18 protein-coding genes are annotated in these 17,594 nt (G+C 51.7%); 4 read left to right on the top strand and 14 right to left on the bottom strand.

From position 1 onward, the window contains the following. Positions 1-49: 49 nt before the first annotated feature. Positions 50-661, top strand: coding sequence for a TetR/AcrR family transcriptional regulator (locus A8O25_RS12770; RefSeq protein ID WP_153042732.1), 612 nt, complete (start codon positions 50-52; stop codon positions 659-661). Positions 662-694: 33 nt separating this feature from the next. Here A8O25_RS12770 and A8O25_RS12765 read toward each other — a convergent pair whose 3' ends face one another. The 10 genes from A8O25_RS12765 to hisG form a co-directional block, all read right to left on the bottom strand. Further along, positions 695-1,138, bottom strand: coding sequence for a hypothetical protein (locus tag A8O25_RS12765; RefSeq protein WP_066835448.1), 444 nt, complete (start codon positions 1,136-1,138; stop codon positions 695-697). 18 nt (positions 1,139-1,156) lie between these two features. Then, a complete protein-coding gene (locus tag A8O25_RS12760) occupies positions 1,157-1,765 on the bottom strand; it encodes an HD domain-containing protein (protein WP_066835446.1) in 609 nt (202 codons plus the stop codon). A 136-nt stretch (positions 1,766-1,901) separates the two neighbouring features. Continuing rightward, positions 1,902-2,552 carry a bifunctional phosphoribosyl-AMP cyclohydrolase/phosphoribosyl-ATP diphosphatase HisIE gene (gene hisIE / locus A8O25_RS12755; RefSeq protein WP_066835444.1) on the bottom strand — a complete coding sequence of 217 codons (651 nt, stop codon included), beginning with the start codon at positions 2,550-2,552 and terminating at the stop codon, positions 1,902-1,904. 86 nt (positions 2,553-2,638) lie between these two features. Continuing rightward, positions 2,639-3,391, bottom strand: coding sequence for an imidazole glycerol phosphate synthase subunit HisF (gene hisF / locus A8O25_RS12750; protein WP_066835442.1), 753 nt, complete (start codon positions 3,389-3,391; stop codon positions 2,639-2,641). Between the two features lie 280 nt (positions 3,392-3,671). Then, positions 3,672-4,391, bottom strand: a complete 720-nt coding sequence (hisA, locus tag A8O25_RS12745) for a 1-(5-phosphoribosyl)-5-[(5-phosphoribosylamino)methylideneamino]imidazole-4-carboxamide isomerase (protein ID WP_066835440.1) — start codon at positions 4,389-4,391, stop codon at positions 3,672-3,674. A 3-nt stretch (positions 4,392-4,394) separates the two neighbouring features. Further along, positions 4,395-4,976, bottom strand: coding sequence for an imidazole glycerol phosphate synthase subunit HisH (gene hisH / locus A8O25_RS12740; RefSeq protein ID WP_066835438.1), 582 nt, complete (start codon positions 4,974-4,976; stop codon positions 4,395-4,397). After that, complete coding sequence (gene hisB / locus A8O25_RS12735) at positions 4,976-6,070, bottom strand: bifunctional histidinol-phosphatase/imidazoleglycerol-phosphate dehydratase HisB (protein ID WP_066835436.1); 1,095 nt, start codon at positions 6,068-6,070, stop codon at positions 4,976-4,978. Before hisB ends, hisH begins: the two co-directional genes overlap by 1 nt. A 396-nt stretch (positions 6,071-6,466) precedes the next feature. Next, positions 6,467-7,528, bottom strand: a complete 1,062-nt coding sequence (gene hisC, locus A8O25_RS12730) for a histidinol-phosphate transaminase (RefSeq protein WP_066835434.1) — start codon at positions 7,526-7,528, stop codon at positions 6,467-6,469. A 279-nt stretch (positions 7,529-7,807) separates the two neighbouring features. Continuing rightward, positions 7,808-9,088, bottom strand: coding sequence for a histidinol dehydrogenase (gene hisD / locus A8O25_RS12725; protein ID WP_066835432.1), 1,281 nt, complete (start codon positions 9,086-9,088; stop codon positions 7,808-7,810). A gap of 1 nt (position 9,089) precedes the next feature. Further along, on the bottom strand, positions 9,090-9,941 hold the full coding sequence (gene hisG, locus A8O25_RS12720) for an ATP phosphoribosyltransferase (protein WP_066835430.1): 852 nt from the start codon (positions 9,939-9,941) through the stop codon (positions 9,090-9,092). Between the two features lie 103 nt (positions 9,942-10,044). On the opposite strand from hisG, the gene A8O25_RS12715 reads away from it, so the two are divergent. Together A8O25_RS12715 and A8O25_RS12710 are read left to right on the top strand one after the other, a co-directional pair. Next, positions 10,045-10,386 carry a hypothetical protein gene (locus A8O25_RS12715; RefSeq protein ID WP_066835428.1) on the top strand — a complete coding sequence of 114 codons (342 nt, stop codon included), beginning with the start codon at positions 10,045-10,047 and terminating at the stop codon, positions 10,384-10,386. Positions 10,387-10,400: 14 nt separating this feature from the next. After that, entirely contained in the window at positions 10,401-11,276 is an 876-nt protein-coding gene (locus tag A8O25_RS12710) for a DUF2911 domain-containing protein (protein WP_066835515.1), read from the top strand. Positions 11,277-11,373: 97 nt separating this feature from the next. On the opposite strand, the gene A8O25_RS12705 is transcribed toward A8O25_RS12710, so the two are convergent. The 4 genes from A8O25_RS12705 to mnmA form a co-directional block, all read right to left on the bottom strand. Then, positions 11,374-13,833: a TonB-dependent receptor gene (locus A8O25_RS12705; protein WP_066835423.1), complete on the bottom strand. Its 2,460-nt coding sequence runs from the start codon at positions 13,831-13,833 to the stop codon at positions 11,374-11,376. A 5-nt stretch (positions 13,834-13,838) separates the two neighbouring features. After that, on the bottom strand, positions 13,839-14,495 hold the full coding sequence (rpe, locus tag A8O25_RS12700; protein WP_066835421.1) for a ribulose-phosphate 3-epimerase: 657 nt from the start codon (positions 14,493-14,495) through the stop codon (positions 13,839-13,841). Between the two features lie 254 nt (positions 14,496-14,749). Further along, complete coding sequence (locus A8O25_RS12695; RefSeq protein ID WP_066835419.1) at positions 14,750-15,457, bottom strand: hypothetical protein; 708 nt, start codon at positions 15,455-15,457, stop codon at positions 14,750-14,752. Between the two features lie 9 nt (positions 15,458-15,466). After that, complete coding sequence (gene mnmA / locus A8O25_RS12690) at positions 15,467-16,573, bottom strand: tRNA 2-thiouridine(34) synthase MnmA (RefSeq protein WP_066835417.1); 1,107 nt, start codon at positions 16,571-16,573, stop codon at positions 15,467-15,469. 287 nt (positions 16,574-16,860) lie between these two features. Between mnmA and A8O25_RS12685 the strand changes: the two genes are divergently transcribed. After that, on the top strand, positions 16,861-17,481 hold the full coding sequence (locus A8O25_RS12685; RefSeq protein ID WP_066835415.1) for a phosphoribosylanthranilate isomerase: 621 nt from the start codon (positions 16,861-16,863) through the stop codon (positions 17,479-17,481). Positions 17,482-17,594: the final 113 nt, after the last annotated feature.

Below are 17,594 nucleotides of genomic sequence, written 5' to 3'. Positions count from 1 at the left end.
CCGTTTTCGGGCTGTTTTTACGAAAACAGCCGAAAACGGGAGTTTTATTTTGTTCTTACTGAAGCAGTTACTAATATTGAACAAACGTTCAATCAATATGTCAAAAAGGGTTTTACAGCGAGAAACAAGCGTGCACGCGATCTTGGAGGCGGCCGTGGAGCTATTTGCTGAGCACGGATTTGAGGGTACCTCTATCCGGCAGATTGCGGTGAAGGCGGGAATTTCTTTAGGGCTTCTTTATAATTATTTCAGCAGCAAAGAAGAGTTGCTGAAAGCCATTGTCTTGAGGGGAAGGAAAAGTGAAAAACTTGAGAAGCCCGAGGGATTAACGCCCTTTCAGGCGCTGGAGCACCAGGTCAGAAACTTTTTTCAGGAATTGCAGCAGCAACCTACTTACTGGCGCCTGCTTTATCTTCTGCGTTTACAGCCAAGCCTGAAGAACAGCCTAGGAGCAGAATTGGATAAGGAAACACAGGCCAAGGCTAATTCTTTAGTCAACCAGTTGGCAGCGGCGGGTTCCCATTCCCCTTCGGCGGAGGCGGCTTTGATGCTTGCTACCTTAGACGGCATTGCGCAGCAGTATCTCACGGTGCCAAATTTCCCGTTGCAAGATGTGATGATCCGGTATTTGCTCCAGCTCAAAAACCATCTTAACGCGTAAGTGAGAAACTAGTGCTTTGCGACCTTTCCATCCTTACAGCAAGCTTTTCTTTTTGCTCAGGTCTATGTGAAGCGTTCTGTAGCCAATAGAGTTTACTTCTATCTGTTGGAGGGCTGCAAGACGGGTCAGGTATATTCTACCTACAGAATCTGCCGAAACAATGTGGGGGTTCGGCTGCCCTGCAAAATGAATTTGGACTGAAGCCCCTGGAAGCACTTCCAGGGTTTTCGCATCTTTCACCTCTCCTACTATTCGCGGTCCTCCATCTGTAGCTAAAGAAAGCTGTATCTGCCTTTCCACTACATAACCGTCTGGCCTGCCATCTCCATATAGCGGTTTCCTGTTGACAATGAACCGGTTTTTAGGTGCCGAATCTACTATGAATTTGGGCAAAGCCACCTCCCTCCTGATGGAATTGCAGGATGACTGCCCCAGTAAAAGGCATAGGAGTAGAAAGGTAAAGAAGTAGTTCCGCATCAGCTTTAGTCTTAGGATTTACATCTCTGTGGGTTCTTTTCTGAGAATACCAGCTTCTGCGGTTCTGTCAATCAGGGCTTTGGCGAAGTCCCAAAGCGCCGCTGAACCGTTCTGGATGTGCTGGGTCTTCTGGATGACCTTCTCATACGGAATGCTGTGCTCTTTCCAGGTGCCGCCGCCGTTGGAGATGTTTTGCAGAATGGGCTCCAAGCGGTCAACCGCTTGGGCGTAGCGGGCTTCAGGTGTTTGGCCAGCTTCAAACTCTTCCCAGACATCAATGAATTCCCCGGCTTGTGCCTCAGGCAGCAACCCGAAAATGCGTTCTGCGGCTTTGCGTTCGGTTTCGGTATTGGTGTGGTTCAACACCGTATCAAACAAGAAGGTGTCACCGGCGTCAATTTCCACCAGATCATGGATCAGCAGCATCTTGAGCACCTTCAGAATATCTACCGGCTCATTGGCGTGCTGCGCCAGAACCAGGGCCATGACCATGAGGTGCCAACTGTGTTCCGCATCGTTCTCATGGCGGTCGCTGTTGAAGAGGCGGGTTTTGCGGGTGATATATTTCAGCTTGTCCACCTCATGGATGAAAGCCATCTGCTGGAGGAGCGTATCAAGATTTTCCATATGAAAAGAGCTGAGACGTTGAAGGGAAAGCAGTTCAGTAAAACTAAAATACAGTCAGCCAAGAGGAATTCTTCTGTAGCAGCCGTTTTAGGCCTGTTTTCTGAAAACAGGCCTAAAACGGAAAAACCAGGAAGCGCTACTCTCTGGGTTTATGCCGGCTTTCCAATACCTGCACCACCTCGGCCAGAGAAAGACCGGAAGCTTCCAGCAGCACCAGCAGGTGGAAAATCAAATCAGCCGCTTCGCCTTTCATGGTGTCGGTTTTGCCGGCTACTGCGTCAATGACCACTTCCACGGCCTCTTCGCCAACTTTCTGGGCCATTTTGTTCAAGCCTTTGTCGAAGAGGAAGTTGGTGTAAGAACCTTCAATAGGATTTTTGCGGCGCTCTTTAATAGTTTGCTCCAGCTTGGAGATGAACTGCAAGGCTTTCTCAGTAGGTGAAAAGTTCTGGAAACTTCTTTGGTGGTAAGAATCTGCATCTCCCTCCACATCAAAGCAGGTTTCAGTGTTGCGGTGACAGGCGGGCCCGGTGGGATTTACCAGAATCAGGAGCGTGTCCTGATCGCAGTCCAGTTCTATCTTCACCACTTGGAGCGTATTGCCGGAGCTTTCGCCTTTGGTCCAGAGGCGGTTCTTGGAACGGGAGAAAAAGGTGACCAAGCCGGTTGTTTGTGTCTGCTGAAAGGCTTCTTCGTTCATGTAGCCCAGCATCAATACCTTTCCGGTAGTAGCGTTCTGGATGATGGCGGGCACCAGTCCCTCTCCTTTGTTGAAATCTATGGTCATATTTTTTGGATGTCAGACGCTAGATAGTAGATGTTAGATTTCTAAAAAACTCAAAAGTCATATCACTAAAGTCTAGCATCTAAATACTAACATCTAATGTCTATTTTATTCTCTGCTAAAAACTGCTTCAGGCCGGGCAAAGGTACTTCCTGGAAGTGGAAAATACTGGCAGCCAGCGCGGCATCGGCACCGGCTTCAAATACATCTAAAAAGTGCTGGGCATTCCCGGCTCCGCCGGAGGCGATGACTGGCACAATCACGTTACGGGAAATCTCCCCCGTAATGTCTAGCGCGAAGCCGTTCTTAGTACCATCGTTGCTCATGGACGTGAGCAGGATCTCTCCGGCGCCGCGTTCCACCACTTCCTTTGCCCAGTCCATGGCCCAGAGGCCGGTATCTACGGTGCCCGCTTTGCTGAAAACCTTCCAGCCTTCCGGAGTGCTTTTGGTGTCAATGGCCACCGTCACGCACTGACTCCCGAAACGGCTGGCCAGCTCCGTGATCAGCTCCGGACGGTGAATGGCCGAGGAGTTCACCGATACTTTGTCGGCACCGTTCTGTAACAGCACTTCCACGTCTTCCACGGCACTGATGCCGCCGCCCACGGTAAACGGAATGTCAATGTAGCGGGCCACTTCGCGCACCAGTTCCACCAGGGTCTTGCGCTTTTCATTGGTGGCGGTAATGTCCAGGAACACCAATTCATCGGCGCCTTGTTTGGCGTACAGCGCCGCCAGTTCCACCGGATCGCCGGCATCCCGGATGTCTTCAAACCGCACGCCCTTCACGGTACGTCCGTTCTTGATGTCCAGGCAAGGGATAATTCGTTTTGTAAGCATTTGGTTGACCTCACCCTAAATCCCTCTCCCACGGAGAGGGACTTTCAGGCTTTTCTGATTTGTTCTTAATTGCGTTTCGGGGCTCTTTTTCTGAAAACAGCCCCAAAATAGCTTTACAATTTATGATTTCAACTGGCGCGAGTCTCTGGACTCGTGACAAGGGATGATGCGAGTCTCCAGACTCGCCGGGAGCCACCAGCCGGAATACGGGAGTCTGGAGACTCCCCACATCCGTGGGCACGAGTCTGGAGACTCGCGCCAGTTGATAGCCAGTAGAACGCTACCTTACTTCCTTCGCCAGGTCTTCTAACTTAATGGTGCCCTCATAGATGGCTTTGCCGATGATGGCGCCATGCAAACCGGCTTCGCGGAGCTGACGGACTTCTTCAATGGTAGTCACGCCGCCGCTGGCGATGAACTGCAACGTGGGGAACTTTGTAATCAACTGCTGGTAAATCTCCAATGAGGAACCTTGCAGTTTGCCGTCTTTGCTCACATCAGTGCAGATGAACGTTTTAGCGCCTTTTTCAGAAAAAGAGGTCAAAAACGCCTCCAAGGTGAGGTCGCTTTGCTCGGCCCAGGCATTGATGGCGATGCGGTTGTCTTTGAAATCAGCCCCTACAATGATGCGGTCAGCGCCGTATTCCTGTAGCCAGGCTTCTACGGTTTGCGGTTCACGCACCGCGATGCTGCCCGCGGTGATTTGCCGGGCCCCGGCATCAAACGCTTGCCGCACAGCCTCTGTACTTTGCAGGCCTCCGCCGTAGTCGATGATCAATTTGGTCTGGCTGGCGATGCGCTCCAGCACGGGCAGGTTCACGGGCTGTTTGGCGCGGGCACCGTCTAAATCCACCAAATGCAATCGGCGCAGCCCGAGGCCTTCAAACTGTTTGGCTACCTCCACGGGGTCTGAGTGGTAAGTGGTCTGCTGCGCGAAGTCACCCTCGGTCAACCGGACGCATTTGCCCTCAATCAGATCTATTGCTGGAATAATTTCCATGGCTTAGAGATTTAAGAAGTTCTGGAGAATGTGCGCCCCCGCGGGACCGCTTTTCTCGGTATGAAACTGAACGGCGTAGAAGTTTTTGTACTGCAAGGCGGCACTGAACGGCTCTGGATACGAACTCTGCGCAATGGTATGCTCCGTGACCGGCGCATAGAAGCTGTGCACGAAGTAGGCATATTCATCTTCCTTGATACCAGCGAATAAACCGCTCTTGAGGTGGTGCAGATTGTTCCAGCCCATGTGCGGTACTTTGATAGCCGCATCAAACTTGCGTACGGGCACCGGAATGATGTTCAGCATCTCGGTATCGCCTTCCTCTGAGTGTTGGCAGAGCAATTGCATGCCCAGACAAACGCCCAGAAAAGGCTGCGTTAAGGTAGGCAACAGCGTGTCCAGGTTATTCGCTTTGAGGGCGCGCATGGCCGAGGAAGCCTCGCCCACGCCCGGGAAAATCACCTTGTCTGCGCTCTTAATTTCCTCGGCGTTGGAAGAAACGGTAGCCTGGGCACCAAGTCGTTCCAGCGCGAAGAGTACGCTCTGCACGTTTCCGGCTTTATAATCTACGATGACGATTTTCATTACAGGACGCCTTTGGTGCTGGGGATTTCCATCTTATTCACGTCGCGCACCAAGGCCATTTTAATAGCTTTGGCCACGGCTTTGAAGATCGCTTCGATTTTATGGTGCTCGTTTTCGCCTTCAGCCTTGATATTGAGGTTGGCCTTAGAGGTATCTGAGAACGATTTAAAGAAGTGCAGAAACATCTCGGTGGGCATGTCTCCTACTTTCTCGCGGGTAAACTTTGCGTCCCACACCAACCACGGACGTCCCGAGAAGTCGATGGCGGCATGCACCAAGGCATCATCCATTGGTAACAGAAAGCCGTAGCGGTTAATGCCGCGTTTGTCGCCGATGGCTTGCGCGAAGGCTTCACCCAAGGCCAGAGCGGTGTCTTCAATGGTGTGGTGCTCGTCAATGTGCAGGTCGCCTTTCACGTGGATGCGCATGTCAACGCCGGAATGGCGCGCCAGTTGGTCCAGCATGTGGTCAAAGAACCCGAGGCCGGTCTGCATGTCTGATTTTCCTTCGCCGTCCAGGTTTATCTCCACGCTGATCTGCGTCTCGTTGGTGTTGCGCTGAATGGTGGCTTTGCGGGCGGGCAAACACAGGAAGTTGTAGATTTCGTCCCAATCGGTGCTCACGAAAGTGGCGTCTTCATTGGTGCCTTCCTGCAGCAAGATGCTTTTAGAGCCGAGGTTTTTGGCCATCTGCACATCCGTAAGGCGGTCACCAATCACGTAGGAGTTCGCCAGGTCATATTCGCCGGACAGGTACTGGCCCAGCATGCCCAGACGCGGCTTGCGGTTAGGGCTGTTCTCGTGCTCAAAGCTGCGGTCAATGTGGATGTGCGCGAATGTAATGCCCTCGCCTTCCAGAATCTCCAGCATCTTGTTCTGGTACGGCCAGAAGGTGTCTTCCGGGTATGAATCAGTGCCCAGTCCGTCTTGGTTGGTCACCATCACAAACTCGTAATCCAGCTCGGTAAAGATTTTGTAGAGGTTCCGGATGACCTTCGGGTAAAATGAGAACTTCTCGAAAGAATCTACCTGGTAATCGATGGGCGGTTCCAGCAGAATGGTCCCGTCGCGGTCAATGAATAAGACTTTTTTCATTCGTTTAGTAGTAGCACGTATCGCGTAGCAAGTAGCACGATATGGTTAAGTATGTGAGGCGCAAGTGTCACCTCACCCCCAGCCCCTCTCCCACGGAGAGGGGAGCTTTATGATGTAGTGTTTTCGGACAATTTTCAGAAAAAGAGCCCCCAAACGCTTTTTTTTAATTTCTCTGGTGCGAGACTTCAGTCTCGTGCCGATGGATGTAGCGAGTCTCCAGACTCGCCGGGAACCACAAACTGGATTTTTTTTCAGCAATCCTTTTTCGCTTCGCTGAAGCGAGGGAAGTCAGAGACTCCACTTCCTCAATCGGCATGAGTCCGGAGACTCGCGCCAGTAGTTCTTGATTTCCGTTTTGCCTGTTTTCGGAAAAACAGGCCAAAAACGGAAACGCTGTTATGCTTCCTGCGCGGCGTACGTTTGCAGTGCCTCTAGCAGATTGTCGTTTTCTGCGGGCGTACCTACCGTGATGCGCAGGCAGTTGGCGCAACCCGGTTGGGTAGAACGGTTGCGCACCACCACGCCCCGCTCCAGCAGATAGCCATACAGTTCATTGGCGTTGGGCACCTGCACCAGCACAAAGTTCGCATCTGACGGGTACACTTTTTCAATAAGCGGAAGTGCTGCAAATGCATCCACCAAACGGGTACGTTCCTGAATGATAACTTGAAGCATATCGTCTAGTTGGGCAGTTTTATCTAAAGCGGCACTTACCAGTTCCTGCGTCACCACGTTGATGTTGTAGGGCGGCTTAATTTTGTTCAGGTAACCTATAATTTCCGGCGAAGCGAAAGCCATGCCCAGTCGCAGGCCGGCCATGCCCCAGGCTTTGGAGAGCGTCTGCAACACCATCAGGTTCGGGAACTCGTCTAAGCGGGTGCTCCAGCTGGGCTCGTCGGTGAAGTCAATGTAGGCCTCATCAACCACCACTAAGCCGTTAAAAGACCGGATGAGCTGCTCTACCGTGGCAGGCTCCAGAATATTTCCGGTGGGGTTGTTGGGCGAGCACAGGAACAGAATCTTGGTACGCTCCGTCTGTTTAGCGGCTATTTTTTCAAAAACAGGCTGAAAACGCTCATCCAGCGGCACCCGCTGAATGCCCACATTGTGGATGTTCGCGCTCACCTCATACATGCCGTACGTGGGCGGCAGCAACAGCACCTCATCGCGGCCCGGCTCGCACACCAGACGCACCAGCAAATCAATGGCCTCGTCTGACCCGTTCCCGATGAAGATTTGCTCTGGCCGTACGCCTTTCAGCTTGCTCAGCTTCTCTTTGATAGTTTTCTGGTACGGGTCGGGGTAGCGGTTGTAATCCACGCCCCCGGCCAGGCTGCCCAAGTTGTTTTCGTTCGCGTCTAAGTACACGCTGGCCTCGCCCTCAAACTCATCACGCGCCGAGGAATAGGGCTTCAGTGACTTGAGGTGCGGACGGATGAAATTCTCTATGGTGAACATGTTTCAAATTTGGAGATTTGGAGATGAGGAAATTTGAAAATGGCTTCCTGCACCAAATCTTATTTCATTGTTTTACTTTTCTATTTATACAAGCTAAGCCTTCTCTTCCCTTTGTCATCCTGAAAGGACCTTGTGGGCAAACTAGAAAAGCAGAAGCTCAACCACTTCTACCGTTTGCCACCAAGATTCTTTCAGGATGACAAAGGAGGTCAGTTATGTTGATTAGATGTGTTGGCAAAAATAATTTTCTAATTTCCAAATCTTCACATCTTCTTATTTTCAAATCTTCGTAAGGCGAATAGTCACCGCGTTTTTATGGGCGTGCAGACCTTCGGCCTCAGCCATGGTTTCTACGGCGGGGCCGATGCGCTCCAGTCCCTCGCGGGTGAGTTGCTGGAAGGTGATTTTCTTCACGAAACTGTCTAAGGACACGCCGCTGTAGTTGCGGGCGTAGCCGTTAGTGGGCAAGGTGTGGTTAGTACCAGAGGCATAATCTCCTACACTCTCCGGGCTGAAGTGTCCCATGAAGACCGAACCGGCTTGGGTAACTCCTTCCGCCAAAACCTCCGGCTCTGCCACCGACAGAATTAAGTGCTCTGGGGCGTACAGATTAGAGAAGGCTAACGCTTCGTCTAAAGAACGTACCACCACGCCTACGCTATTATCCAAGGCTTGCTGGGCCACCGTCTGCCGAGGCAGTTTTGCCACTTGTTCCGCCACGGCAGCTTGTACGTTTAGGAGCTGCTTTTCTGAATTCGAGACGAAAACAACTTGGGAGTCTGGGCCGTGTTCGGCTTGGGAAAGCAAATCGGCGGCCACGAAGTCGGCATCCGCTGAATCATCGGCGATGACCAAAACTTCTGAAGGCCCCGCCGGCATGTCAATGGCGACGCCCATTTGGGTTACCATCTGCTTGGCGGCCGTCACGTATTGGTTTCCGGGTCCGAAAATTTTATCTACCGCCGGAACCGTCTCCGTCCCGAAAGCCAGGGCCGCGATGGCTTGCGCCCCGCCCGCTTTGAGAATGCGTTTGATGCCGAGCCTATGGGCAGTGTAGAGAATAGTGGCGTTAATAGAGCCGTCTGCACTGGGAGGTGTGGCCAGAACAATCTCCTGGCAACCGGCAATCTGGGCCGGAATGCCCAGCATAAGCAGCGTAGAGAATAACGGCGCCGAACCGCCCGGAATGTACAAACCCACTTTCTGAATGGCCACCGATTTGCGCCAGCAGGTTACGCCCGGCATGGTTTCAAGCTGTTGCACCGGCTCCCGCTGCGCTTCATGGAAACGGCTTATATTGTTGTATGCTAGCTCAATGGCGTCTTTTAACTCTTGGGCAACTTGCGGAACGGCAGCGGCAACTTCTTTGTCAGTAACCCAGACGTTTTGCAAGGTGGCTTTGTCAAATTTGGCCGCCAGTTCAATCAAAGCTGCATCGCCGCGCTGTTGTACCAGGTCGAAGGTCTGCTGAACGCCCGCCCGCAGTTGGTCCAGTTTCTGGACCGGACGTTGGGTAAGGTCAGCCCATTCCTCGCGTTTCGGGTAAAGATAGGTTTTCATCTTAGCCAATCATCTTTTCAATGGGAACCACCAAAATACCCTCGGCCCCGGCCTCTTTCAACTTCTGGATAATGTCCCAGAAATCGTCTTCATTCACCACCGAGTGCAATGAGCTCCAGCCTTCCTCGGCCAACGGAATAATGGTAGGCGATTTAATGCCCGGCAACAGCGGCTTGATCTGCGGAATGGCTGAGTTGGGTGCATTTAACACCACGTATTTAGATTTCTGTGCTTTCTGCACCGCTTCCATTCTGAATAACAGTTGCTGGAGCAAACGGTTTTTCTCCGCATCCAGATTCTGGTTCGCGATCAGGACCGCCTCAGATTTGAAAACCGTCTCCACCTCACGCAGCCCGTTGCTGATTAAGGTTGAACCCGAAGAGACAATGTCACACACCGCATCTGCCAAGCCAATACTAGGCGCAATCTCCACGGAGCCGCTGATGGTATGGATGTCGGCTTGCACACCTTTAGAAGTCAGGAACTCCTGGAGCAGGTTGGGATACGAGGTGGCGATGCTTTTGCCCTGTAACGAAGTCACATCAGCGTAGGCATCACCTTTAGAAACGGCCAAAGACAGTCGGCATTTGCTGAAGCCCAGGTTTTTCACCGTCAATTGCTGCAGCCCTTCCTCCACCAGCACGTTCTGGCCCACAATGCCAATATCAGCCACGCCGTCGGCCACGTAGCCGGGAATATCATCGTCGCGCAGGAAAAGAATCTCAAGGGGGAAATTGGTGGCCTCTGTCTTCAGTTTGGAAGAAGCACTGAGGAAAGAAATACCGCACTCACGGATGAGCTTCAGGGAGTCATCTGACAAGCGCCCGGATTTTTGGATAGCTAAGCGAATCATGTACTGGAAAATGCTGTAAAAACGTGGTAAACGCAAAACAAAGATAGGATCTGATCTGTGCCTCTCTCAGAAACACCTCAGATAAATGGAGCCAAGCCCCAGTATGGACGATATGATAGTTTTATTCCCCCTGAGAGGAATGGTGGAAATGATGGCAATGCACTCCGTGAACCGCTGCAGTGGCGGTCAAAGAAAGGAAGATATGTGCGAGAGTGCGGTTCATATTGCTGCGCCAAAGGTAAAAACCAATATTGAAGAAACAAGCGTTTTCAATAAATGTTTTCCCTCTGCTGCCCCTTCTCCTCTCCATCAATTTCTGTTTTTGACCTGTTTTCAGAAAAAAAGGCCAAAAACAGCCTATATGGCATTATTTTTTCTTAAAAAGATTGAGCCTTTTTCTGCAAGCCTTTGTTCCGATCAAACCAGGGGCTGTAATTTTGCCTAATACTTGCCGTGACCATGAAAAAAACATTAGTAGCTTCCCTCTTTCTGTTTTTAATCACCCTTTGCGCCAGCGCCCAGGTACAGCTTAAGCTACCGCAGGCCAGCCCTAGAAACAAGATCACCGCCACCATTGGCGTCACTGAAATCACCCTTGATTACGGGGCCCCCGGGGTCAAAAACAGAGAAGTCTGGGGCAAGCTGGTGCCGTATGGCCAGATTTGGCGCGCCGGGGCGAATGAAGCCACCACTATCACGTTCAGTACAGAGGCGCGCATGCTGCAGGAAAATATTCCTGCCGGGACTTATAGCCTTTTTGTGCTTCTCACAGACCCTGAGAATGCATTGCTGGTTCTGAGCAAACAGAAGGGTTTATGGGGTACTGAAGGCTATGACCCTAAACAGGACGTAGTAAGGGTGCCCATGACGGCACAGGCCGCGCCCTTTCATGAAACCCTGCAGTATTCCATTAAAGATATACAGCCTTCCAGCGGCCGCCTTACCCTTAACTGGGCCGAGAAACAATGGTCAGCCCCCATTAGGGTGGAGACGCACAGCTTCGCCATGAAGGCCATCAAAGACTCCCTGGCAATGGCCAAACCCACTGACTGGAGTGCCTATGCGCAAGCGGTGAACTACCTGCTTCAGCAGAACCAGGACCACGAGCAGGCATTGACCTGGATCAACAAATCACTGGCCATTGAAGAAAATTTTTACAACACCTGGCTAAAAGCCAAGCTCCTGGCCCAGAAGAATGAATATGAGACGGCCCTTGAGCTGAACAAGAAAGCCCAGAAACTGGGTAAAAAAACCATGGAGTCTTACCAGGCCTACTCCAAAGAGATTCAAGAGGCTGAACAGATCTGGAAAGAGAAACGGTTCAACGTCAATTAATCCTGTTTTAGGTCTGTTTTGGTAAAAACAGGCCTAAAACAGAAGAAGCCCAGGCTTAGGTCTGGGCTTCTTCTGTTTTAGGCAATTGGTAAGTGCGTTAAAATTTGGCAATGAACCGCAGGTTCACCAGTCTCCCGGTGAGGTAGTTGGGGACTGCGTACGTGGTGTTGTTAAAGTCTTTGATGTAGTTGTAGGAAATCACATTGTTGGCCGCTATGAGGTTAAGCACCTCCAGGCTGAGCCAGAGACTCTTTAAACCAACTCCGTTTCCCTCTGGGGTGCCCGCAAGGGTAATGAGCTTAGAGAAGCCAATGTCAATGCGTTTGTACAGGGGGCCGGGGAAAATACTTCTGAAATTCAGCTCTCCGGGAGGACCAAACGGAAGCCCTGTGCTGAAGGCCATGTTCAGGTACATTCTAAGGGTGGGGTTGTTGGGCAGGTGGTCCTGAAAATAAACGCCCAGGTTCAGAAACTGGTCGGTGGGCCGTCTTATGTACCCTTTTGGCCCGGTGGTCTCCCGTTTGCCCGTCTCCTTGTTAAGGGCAACGGTGGAGTCACCGCTGATATCCTCCCGGGTTCTGAGAATCCCCAGGCTGAACCAGGACTCCTCCCCTTTCACAAACTCGCCGTTTACCCGCACATCAAATCCTACCGCATACGCAGTGGCCGGGTTCAGCGGCAGGTACCGGATACGCATGTTGTCCAGCTCATAGGGAATCACCGAGGGCAGGTATTTGTAATAGGCCTCTGTGGTAAGCTTGAACGGCCTTCCCCACTTCTGGAACCGGTATTCTGTGCCTGCAATGAAATGCCATGACTCCTGGTTCTGCAACCCGCGGTGAAGGTTGCCCTGCGGGTCACGCAACTCCCGGTACAGCGGTGATTGCACATACAGGCCCCCCGCTACTTTAAACGACCAGTCTGGCAACGAGGCAAACTGGCGGGCGTATTGCACCCTTGGGCTGAACGAGAGCTGCTGGTTTACAGACCAATAATGCAGCCGAACACCATAAGTCAATGTTTGCAGGCTGTCCAGGGCCCACTGGTGCTGGACAAATCCTTGCAGGCGCGTAGAAGCCAGGGTTTGGCTGCTGTTCAGGCTAGAAAGGTTGAAGACATAATCTGCTGAGTCCTGGAAGGTATACTCTTGCAAGACATCCTCTATCTCCTCCTGCCCCACTTTAAATCCCGCTGAAAATTCACTCTTCTGGGAGGCCTGCCAGGCCAGGCGGCCTTCTATGTTTTGGATAGCGGCTCTCAGGCGGTTTCTGGAGTAGTCATAGCGGGTGCCCACGCCGCGTTCGCCGCTGCAGCGGTTAAAGGGGGAAACTCCGGGGGCGGGCATCACATCACAAAACCGGTAGCCCGCCTCCAGATCACGGTACTCCCGCTCCTGGCTGTAAAGGCCTGACCAGATGAGTTCTGACCTGAAAGCAGAATTGAATTCATGCTGCAGCCGTAGCCCTCCCTGCCACGTGGTGTACCGCATCAGCTCCTGCCCGTCATAGCCTACCAACAGCCGCAGCGGGGCACTCAGCGTCCCAAAGGTTGTTTCCCTGGTCTCTGGCCGCACCTGGTAATTGTTCCGGGCAATATTCCCCAGAAAGCTGATCTGGGTTTTAGGGGCGCTGCCGGTGGCTCTGTGCTCTCTGCTGGACAGGTCATAGGTCAAAAACGTCTGTACGTCATTGAAGGTAGGCCGGTAATCCCCTTCCACCTCCAGGCTGTTTAACACGTAGGCAGCGTTTTTATGGCGGGCACCTAACAGAAATCCCATTCGGCCGTTGGCCGAAGTGCCTTCTGCGTGCACAGAGCCGCCGGTTAAACCACCAGAAACCGAAGCGGCAAATTTGGTGGGGGTGCGGTACTGTATATCTAAGACCGAAGAAAGCTTGTCACCTAACCTGGGTTGCCAGCCCCCGGAAGAAAAGGTCACATCCTCCACCAGATCCGGATTGACAAAGCTGAGTCCCTCCTGCTGCCCGGTCACGGTCAGGAAAGGGCGGTACACTTCTATCCCGTTTACGTAGACCAGGTTTTCGTCATAACTGCCCCCGCGCACTGAATAACTAGAGGAAAGCTCATTGTTGTTGGTTACCCCGGGCAGCGTGAGCAGGATTTTGTTGAACTCTTGAAAAGGCGACGGCAGCGTTTGGGTAAGCCGCGGGTCAAGCCGGGTTATGCTCACCTGGCTGCGGGTGTCATTGGGGTTGCGGGCCTTTATCTCTACAGTCTCCAGTTGGCTAGCCCCCGCCAGCAGCTCCACCCGCAGAAACATGGTCTCATTGGGCAGCAGCGTGACCTCCCGGGTTGAGGACTCGTAACCTATATAGCTGAATGTAAGGGTATAGGCCTTGCCCGGCTGAAGCGACAGTTTAAACTGGCCTCTGGCGTTTGTTTGCGTGGAAAGTGGTGCCTCCCGCAAGGTCACAGAGGCGCCCACCAACGGATTTTGAACCGAGTCAGTGACAATGCCTTGTACGTACGCTTGCTGCGCCCAAGCAGGAAAGCTCAGGAAAACCCACATACACAGCCACCATACGCACCGCTTCGGCATTAAGCTTAGAAAGAAATTTGTTTTAAATCCTGAATAGTCTGGGTGGGGTTGGCTGAATTGAAGACAAAGGATCCTGCCACCAATACATCTGCCCCCGCTTTGAGTAACGCAGGCGCGTTCTCCTGGTTAACCCCGCCATCAACTTCTATAAGACAAGCAGACTGGCTTTCCTGAATCATAGCTTTCAGCTGCTCAATCTTCTTATAGGTATGCTGAATAAACTTCTGCCCGCCAAAACCCGGGTTTACTGACATAAGAATCACCAGGTCCAGATCCTGGATTACGTCTGCCAGCACTTGCACGCTGGTGTGGGGGTTCAACGCCACCCCAGCTTTGGCACCAGTGGCCTTAATCTGCTGAAGCGTGCGGTGCAGGTGCGGGCAAGCCTCATAATGAACAGAGATGTACTCGGCCCCGGCCGCTCTGAACTGCTCAATGTACTGCTCTGGCTGCTCTATCATCAAATGAACATCCAGGGGTTTGGTAGCTACTTTCTGGATAGCCTGTACCACCGGAAAGCCAAACGAGATATTTGGCACGAAGCGCCCGTCCATGATATCAACGTGAATCCAGTCAGCGGTGCTGTTGTTGAGCATTTGTACATCAGTGGCAAGTTGGCCAAAATTGGCAGCCAAGACAGAAGGGGCAATGAAATGAGGCATTTTCTTTGAATTTTACTTCTACAAAGCAACACTTTCTGCTCTCAAAAACCAATGGTAGCGCCAAGAAATGGCAACAGTGGCGGCAGATTCTTTAAGAATGTTTGATTTGAGGTAACCCGGCAGATTCTGTTTTTGGTTTGTTTTTATGAAAACAAGCCAAAAACAAAATCTGCCGGGCTTGTAGGATAAAAAAAACGTCCATCAAGTTCTATTTGATGGACGTTTCAACTGGTACTTAGTTAATAAGGTGCCGGTTATATTTTTCCGGTTTCCACCAGTTCTTCTATGACATCATTGCCTTCCTGAATGTAGTCAACCCCCCGCTCACAGGCGTTGCCAGAACCATCATTGCAGTATTGGTAAACTTTTGAGTGGCGGTACACCGGACCTACCTGAAATGCCAGCACTTCATAGCGGTAATCTAAGACCAGCAGGTCTTTGTAGTAGTTTTTCAGGATTTTCACCGTCTTGTCATACTTCCTGCTGTTCATCTCAAAGGCTTCCCCGGCGTTCTCGTAGGCATAGATGGTGTCTGTGGTCGAAATCTTAGAGAAGGCATCATGCACCCAGGTTTTGCCAGAAACCACCGGAAACACCATCAAGACCGTGCTTCTGTTGTTTTCCTGTACCTGCAGGCTGGTGGGTGAGGCAGATAAAAGCTTCACCCCTTTTACTGACCAGGAGCTGGCCCCCGTCTCTCTGCGGCTTACTTCTACTCTGTACCACTCTTTCCCGGTCTGGTCTTTGGTGATGGCATCTATCAGCTCCCTGCGCTCATACTCAGTGGTCTGCCCCACATTGTCGCGGTACCTGGTCTCCGTGACATGGTAGATGCGGTAACTCCCTACTTCCAGGGGATAGTAGTCATAGCCCTGCTTGACAGGGTCTAACACTACCTCCTCATCACTGCAGGAGGAAAAGAAACCGGCAACCAGTGCCAATACGATCAAGATGCGTCTCATAGACTTTTATTACTCCAGGTTAAAGCTGGTTTCAATCCAGCCGCCGCCAATCACGTCATCGCCTTCATAGAAGACCGCCGCCTGCCCGGGGGCTATGGCGTTCACGCCCGCATGGAACTGCACCAGCATTTTATCACCTACCTGCTCAATGGTGGCGGCGGTGCCGGGGTCATTGTACCGTACTTTGGTGACCGTTTCAGTGGGCCTACCGTGCAGGTTCTCGTACTTGACCATGCTCAGTTTGCCTACGTTCATGCCGTTCTTGGCCAGCTGCTCGTAATTGCCCAGCACTACCCTATTCGTATCTTTCTCTATTCTGGTTACAAACGCCGGATACCCCAATGCCACCCCCAGGCCTTTGCGCTGCCCAATGGTGTAAAAAGGGTAGCCTTCATGCTTGCCTACCACGGTGCCGTCTTCCAGCACAAACTCGCCGCCGGCCACTTCGGCCTGCAGAGTGGGCACCCGCCTTTTCAGGAAACCGCGGTAGTCATTGTCCGGGATAAAACAGATCTCATAGCTCTCGGCTTTTTTCACCAGTGCGTCAAAGCCGCGGTCCATGGCCATTTGCCTGATCTCGGTCTTATGCAGGTGCCCCAGCGGGAAAATAGTGCGGCTCAAGCTCTCCTGTGAGATTCCCCACAGCGCATAACTCTGGTCTTTGTTGTGGTCTTTGCCTTTGGAGATCACAAAGCGGCCGTTCTCCTCCCGTATGTTGGCGTAGTGACCGGTGGCAATAAAATCACAGCCCAGTTTATCGGCGCGTCTTAGCAGGGCATCCCATTTAATGTGGGTGTTGCAGAGAACACACGGGTTTGGGGTGCGGCCGGCAATGTACTCATCCGTAAAATGGTTGATCACATAGTCGCCAAACTCTTCCCTGATGTCAATGATATAGTGCGGGAAACCCAGTTGCACCGCAATGTCACGGGCGTCATTGATAGAATCCAGGCTGCAGCAGCCGGTTTCTTTTTTGCTTCCCCCGGAACTGGAGTAGTCCCAGGTTTTCATGGTCATGCCCACTACTTCGTATCCCTGCTCGTGAAGCAGCACGGCTGCCACTGAGGAATCAATGCCGCCACTCATGGCGACGAGTACTCGTCCTTTTGAACTCATTTTTTCTAGATTAAACGGGATTCACAGTCCCGCCGAAAAACAATGCTGCAAATATAGTAATTTTTGAAGGCTTTCTTTTCCAGAGATGCAAGCCTTCCCCTTCAAACCGAAGCCAATCTGAAAAAGTTTAGTAAAAAAGCAGGCTTTAACGGTGATAATGAAGGGTTTACCCGCTCAGGAGGCAGATTTAACCTGAGTTGGCGCAATTGTTAAAGGAAACGCATTACTTTTGGCGTAACAAACACCCGTTTAGGGGCAGTTTTTCTCACATTACGCATAAAACTGACATGGCACTAAGTACAATTGTTCTGGTCAACCAAATCAACAACCTGAGTGACGCGCGCTATTGCGCCGGCATGGGGGTAGAAATGCTGGGCTTCAATCTCCAGGAAGGTCAGCCTGGGTATGTTTCGCCGGAGGCGTTCAAAGAAATTTCTGGCTGGGTATCTGGCGTAAAGCTGGTGGGCCAGGTGCAGGAGCTGCCTATTCCTGATCTGGAAGAATTGCTGCTTACGTACAAAGTAGACATGGTGCAGCTCAACAGCCTGTACCTGGTTGAGGAGCTGGACGAAATCCCCATGCCCATCATTTTCAGGGTGATGATTGACAAGGACACTGTGGAGGAGAATATCCAGAGCCTGCTGGAGGTGTACCACCCCCACGTTGAATATTTCTTGATTGACTCAGAAGACTTCACGTCAATTGATGCCACCAACCTGCGTTTCCTGAAAGACCTGTCTAAGAAATACCCAATTCTCCTGGGTTTCGGGCTCACGAAGGAAAATACCAAAGAAGCGTTAGACAAGGTCTCCCCGGCCGGAATTGCCTTAAAAGGCGGCGAAGAGATACGCCCCGGCTACAAAAATTTTGACGAGCTGGAGGAGATCTTTGAACAGCTGGAAGATTAAGCCAACGTTCTGGAACATTGCGGCGCTGATGGGCTAATTCTTCTGCTTTCATCAGGCATCCCTCCTACCAAACCCCCTCTTCTGTTTTTGCCTGTTTTCATGAAACAGGCCAA

It is taken from the genome of Rufibacter ruber (genome assembly GCF_001647275.1).
GTDB classification, from domain to species: Bacteria; Bacteroidota; Bacteroidia; order Cytophagales; family Hymenobacteraceae; genus Nibribacter; species Nibribacter ruber_C.
The sequence above is the reverse complement of the archived record's forward strand: the minus strand, read 5'-3'. Positions and strand labels throughout refer to the sequence as shown.

Excerpts from the sequence above, each read along its gene's own strand:
- A8O25_RS12765 (WP_066835448.1), bottom strand. The coding sequence starts at position 1,138 with ATGCGGAACTACTTCTTTACCTTTCTACTCCTATGCCTTTTACTGGGG.
- A8O25_RS12760 (WP_066835446.1), bottom strand. The coding sequence starts at position 1,765 with ATGGAAAATCTTGATACGCTCCTCCAGCAGATGGCTTTCATCCATGAG.
- hisIE (WP_066835444.1), bottom strand. The coding sequence starts at position 2,552 with ATGACCATAGATTTCAACAAAGGAGAGGGACTGGTGCCCGCCATCATC.
- hisF (WP_066835442.1), bottom strand. The coding sequence starts at position 3,391 with ATGCTTACAAAACGAATTATCCCTTGCCTGGACATCAAGAACGGACGT.
- hisA (WP_066835440.1), bottom strand. The coding sequence starts at position 4,391 with ATGGAAATTATTCCAGCAATAGATCTGATTGAGGGCAAATGCGTCCGG.
- hisH (WP_066835438.1), bottom strand. The coding sequence starts at position 4,976 with ATGAAAATCGTCATCGTAGATTATAAAGCCGGAAACGTGCAGAGCGTA.
- hisB (WP_066835436.1), bottom strand. The coding sequence starts at position 6,070 with ATGAAAAAAGTCTTATTCATTGACCGCGACGGGACCATTCTGCTGGAA.
- hisC (WP_066835434.1), bottom strand. The coding sequence starts at position 7,528 with ATGTTCACCATAGAGAATTTCATCCGTCCGCACCTCAAGTCACTGAAG.
- hisD (WP_066835432.1), bottom strand. The coding sequence starts at position 9,088 with ATGAAAACCTATCTTTACCCGAAACGCGAGGAATGGGCTGACCTTACC.
- hisG (WP_066835430.1), bottom strand. The coding sequence starts at position 9,941 with ATGATTCGCTTAGCTATCCAAAAATCCGGGCGCTTGTCAGATGACTCC.
- A8O25_RS12715 (WP_066835428.1), top strand. The coding sequence starts at position 10,045 with ATGGACGATATGATAGTTTTATTCCCCCTGAGAGGAATGGTGGAAATG.
- A8O25_RS12710 (WP_066835515.1), top strand. The coding sequence starts at position 10,401 with ATGAAAAAAACATTAGTAGCTTCCCTCTTTCTGTTTTTAATCACCCTT.
- A8O25_RS12705 (WP_066835423.1), bottom strand. The coding sequence starts at position 13,833 with ATGCCGAAGCGGTGCGTATGGTGGCTGTGTATGTGGGTTTTCCTGAGC.
- rpe (WP_066835421.1), bottom strand. The coding sequence starts at position 14,495 with ATGCCTCATTTCATTGCCCCTTCTGTCTTGGCTGCCAATTTTGGCCAA.
- A8O25_RS12695 (WP_066835419.1), bottom strand. The coding sequence starts at position 15,457 with ATGAGACGCATCTTGATCGTATTGGCACTGGTTGCCGGTTTCTTTTCC.
- mnmA (WP_066835417.1), bottom strand. The coding sequence starts at position 16,573 with ATGAGTTCAAAAGGACGAGTACTCGTCGCCATGAGTGGCGGCATTGAT.
- A8O25_RS12685 (WP_066835415.1), top strand. The coding sequence starts at position 16,861 with ATGGCACTAAGTACAATTGTTCTGGTCAACCAAATCAACAACCTGAGT.